Genomic DNA, 4,168 nt, shown 5'->3' with positions numbered 1-4,168 from the left:
TTATTCATCAGAAAAACTACAAATAGCACTTATCGTGATCAGTTTAATTAATAACAATACGTTAGATGATATGGTGTATCGGTCATAAGTGACATTGAAATAACAGCCAAGTCATTAAATAATCAGCATGGTCGCATTATTGCGAAGCAAAAAAAATAAGCTAACATTAGGCGAAATTAATAATAACCACGGTACACTAGCAAGCCAAGCTGGAAACCTGCTAATAGAAAGCGCTCAGTTACTTAATCAATCAGGATTAATTACAGCCAAAGCAGAATTAAATATTAATACCAATAGACAGCAACTCGATAATACGCAAGGTGTATTAGCAAGCCAAACAGACAAGTTAATTATTGCCAGCCATGAATTGTTAAATCATGCAGGGCTGATCACGGCGAATACCGCATTAAATATTAACACTGACAAACAGCGTATTGATAATAGTGGTACGTCAACAAATGGCGGTATTATAAGTAAAGGCGAATTAAAAATTAATGCCGGTAATATTGATAATTTTGAAGGTAAAATCACGTCAACGGCTAAGCAGTCACTGTTTGTTGACGATATTAATAATAAGAAAGGTAAAATTGGTAGCATAGAAGAACGCGTATTAATCGAAAGTGGTGCCATTAATAATCAAAATGGTCTTATTACAGCAAAAAACACAATTAGCTATCACAACAAAAAAATAATCAATTAGATAATAGCAATACATTGTCTCAAGCTGGGATTATTAGTCATGGGATATTGAACCTTGTGACAGGGAATTTAAATAATCAATCGGGCTATATCTTTTCTGCTAAATCTTTATTGCTTAATAGCTTAGGTATGAACAACCGTGGTGGCGAAGTTATTAGTCAGGCAAACGGCTTTAAATTAACGACTCAAACGTTAGATAATCAACAAGGCACACTCTATTCAGCCGATAATTTCACTTTAGATACACAAGGTTATGTATTAAATAATAATCAGACGTTATCGGGTGGTATTATTAGCCAAGGAAAACTAGATCTAAAAAGTGGTGAGCTTAATAATACTCAAGGGCGCGTTATTTCTGATGACGACTTAAATATTTCTAGCGCAAAACTGATTAATCACCAAGCACAATTAGGCAGCAAACAGGGGGGATTAAATTTAAAATCGGCTGAACTTGATAATAAAAAAGGTGTGATTAGTGCAGATCAAAATGTCGTTATTAATACACAGAAACAGAATATTAATAACCAAAATGGACTAATAAGCGCATTAGCTAACCTGACGATTTACAGTGGGCAGCTGGTTAATCAAACAGGAAAAATAACCACTAATCAGCAAGCAACGATTAACTCAGCCGATCTTGATAATAGACAAGGCAGCATCGCCAGTAATAGCCATCAATTAACCATTAATGCCAATAATATACATAATGCGAAAGGACTAATTTACGCTGTTAAAGCGCTCACCATTAATGCCGATGGTAAGTTAACGAATACGGATAACAAAGCGACAGCGGGCATTATTACGCAACATAACCTGAATACAACGGTTAAACAGCTAGATAATCAAAATGGATTAATTTCTGTCGCGGGTATGCTGAAACTTATTAGCCCTGAAAAATTAAATAATCAGCAAGGGTTAATAACGGTGGGTCAAAAAACAGACCTACAAACAGAACGGTTAAACAACTATCAAGGAAAAATCTCTGCTGGGGATCTATTAACGATTAGCCACGCCAATACACCCCTAATTAATCGTGAAGGGGCGCTTGTCTCTGCGGGTAAAATTTCATTAAACAGTGGTGATATTGATAACCAACAAGGGAAAATAACGGCGCTTAATGCCGTTACTATTAACAGCGGTGAGTTACAGAATAATCAAGGCACTCTATACGCTAAAAAAGAGTTAAATATCCATTCAAAAAAATTGGTTAATACGGATGGATTATTGCAATCAGACAGCCAGCTTAAGTTAAATACCAGACAAAATGATCTGATCAATTTAAATGGTAAAGTTATTGGTGCGACTGAAACCCAACTTAATATTGCTGGGCTTAATAACCAAAAAGGACATATTCAGGCAACTGACAAACTGGCGCTTCAGTTAAACCAAAGTGAGTTAGATAATCAGCAAGGAACACTGTTATCAGCTAATAACTTACTGATTGACGGTAAAAGTATTGATAACCAACAAGGTGTTATTCTTGCGGGTAACAATACGGATATCACGCTCAGTCAGGACTTAAATAACCAGATAGGGCAGATCCAATCTCAAGAACAACTCACTGTCACGGCTCAACAGCTTGATAATCAGCAAACAGATGATGAAAACCTAGGGTTAAAAGCCAATAATATTCATATTGCAGTAAACGATTTGCTTAATCATCAAGGCGTTATTCAAGCCAGCGAACAACTCAAACTAATTCCTGCTGAAAACCTGAATAATCAGCATGGCTTGATATCTGCTGCCATGTTAGCCATTGAAGGCAAAAACGAAAATAAATTAGCTATTGATAATAAAAAGGGACTATTAGCTGCGACACAACAGCTTCGTTTATGGGCTGAAAAGCTGAGTGGTAATGGTGAAATTATCTCGGCGGGTGACAGTGAAATTCAATTAAAAACCGCCTTTAAGTTAGAACAAGATGCCACAATTAAAGCGCAGAATGCTTTAACACTCTCTTCAGAGGATAAGATCCACAACGCTGGATTTATTTATGCGGGTGAGAGGCTTTCACTTCAAGCGATGAACTTAAATAACAGTGAGTCAATAGCATCAGTAGAAAGTGATGATTTGGTGACGACTCGCAGCAAAAGAAGTATCGATGATAATGAAAAACGTAACGGCGAAATAAGTGCAAAGCAGCTGACATTAACTATTTCAGAAAAACTGCAAAATACAGGATTGATTGATGCTTTTGGTGGCACACTCACATTAGCTGCTCATACTATTTATAACCAAGCGGGTGGGCGTATTTATGGTGATAATATCCAGATAAAAAGCCAGCAATTTGATAATCATGCACCGTTTGAAGATATTGCTCCGGTATTAGCTTCTCGTGAAAATCTACAACTATTTAGTAATACAATAAATAACCGTGATCACGCCCTTATTTACAGTGGTGGCGATATGGCTATTGCAGGTTTTGAAACAGAAAATCTGCCAGAAAGTGTTGCTGCTGATGTACTAAATAATGAAAGCGCATCAATTGAAGCAAGTGGAAATTTATTTGCTCATGTTTCAGAAATTAATAATCGTGACCTCTATTTAAAAATCAGCGATCCCGAAAAAGTATCAGAAGTACCAATGTATCAATTTGGTGTCGATCATAGTGGTGATAAATTTGATTCTGATGATGAGCGGATCTGGTACAACATCAATACGCGTGAGCATTTATTAAATATTAATGGTCGTCAATACAAAGACTTCTATGAGTTTAAATATAAGATAATTACAGAAGAGTCAAAATTATTACATCGTGATCCAGCTTTAATATTAGCGGGCAAAGATATCACTTTAAAAGGTGATAATTTAAACAATATTGATAGCCATATTATTGCGGGCGGTAAACTGATCATTGATGGTATGCATATTAATAATCAAGAAACTGCAGGTCAGCGTATTGAATACCATGAAGGTACAGCAATAAAACATAAACGCCCAGGTAAGCGTAGAGGCGGTAAGAAAAAAAGTAGTTCGACTTCATATTCTCAATATGGGCCGTTTGAAGTGGTTACTGATTTACCATTAGGTTTATTGGAATATAAAGAAAATACTGATCTCACCTCAGATAAACGCCCAGAATTAAGTGAACAGAGTGAAATAAAAGTCTTCACTACTCGAAGATTAGGTCGATTAATTACTCATCATAATCAAGTCGATGTTGATACAGCGGAGTTAACTGCGATTACGCCTGAAAAAACAGATTATGATTTGGGTGATGCTCTCTCACTAACAAAATATAAAGAGGGATTATTAACAGACCAAAGTGATCTTGCTCTCTTTGATAAAATAACCACCACAAAAACTTGATGATACGATTAATGGTAATCAATCGACAGAAATCGTATTAGAAAGTAGTGATACGGCTTCCACATTTAACGCTGAAAAAAACGGTAATTACGCAGCCTAATAGTGTATTACCCGAAATAAAACGATCAGAGAAACACCCTGAGTTTCCTATTGGTAAAAT

At 36.0% G+C, this 4,168-nt stretch carries 2 protein-coding genes; both read left to right on the top strand.

Translation table 11 applies throughout. The features are described 5' to 3' along the window. Positions 1-139 precede the first annotated feature (139 nt). On the top strand, positions 140-700 hold the full coding sequence (locus BHE89_RS10815) for a hypothetical protein (protein ID WP_171742493.1): 561 nt from the start codon (positions 140-142) through the stop codon (positions 698-700). A gap of 56 nt (positions 701-756) precedes the next feature. Further along, on the top strand, positions 757-4,008 hold the full coding sequence (locus tag BHE89_RS10810) for a hypothetical protein (RefSeq protein WP_171742492.1): 3,252 nt from the start codon (positions 757-759) through the stop codon (positions 4,006-4,008). The last annotated feature ends 160 nt before the right edge of the window (positions 4,009-4,168 follow it).

This window comes from Shigella sp. FC1967 (assembly GCF_001743005.1).
GTDB lineage: Bacteria > Pseudomonadota > Gammaproteobacteria > Enterobacterales > Enterobacteriaceae > Proteus.
The sequence above is the reverse complement of the archived record's forward strand: the minus strand, read 5'-3'. Positions and strand labels throughout refer to the sequence as shown.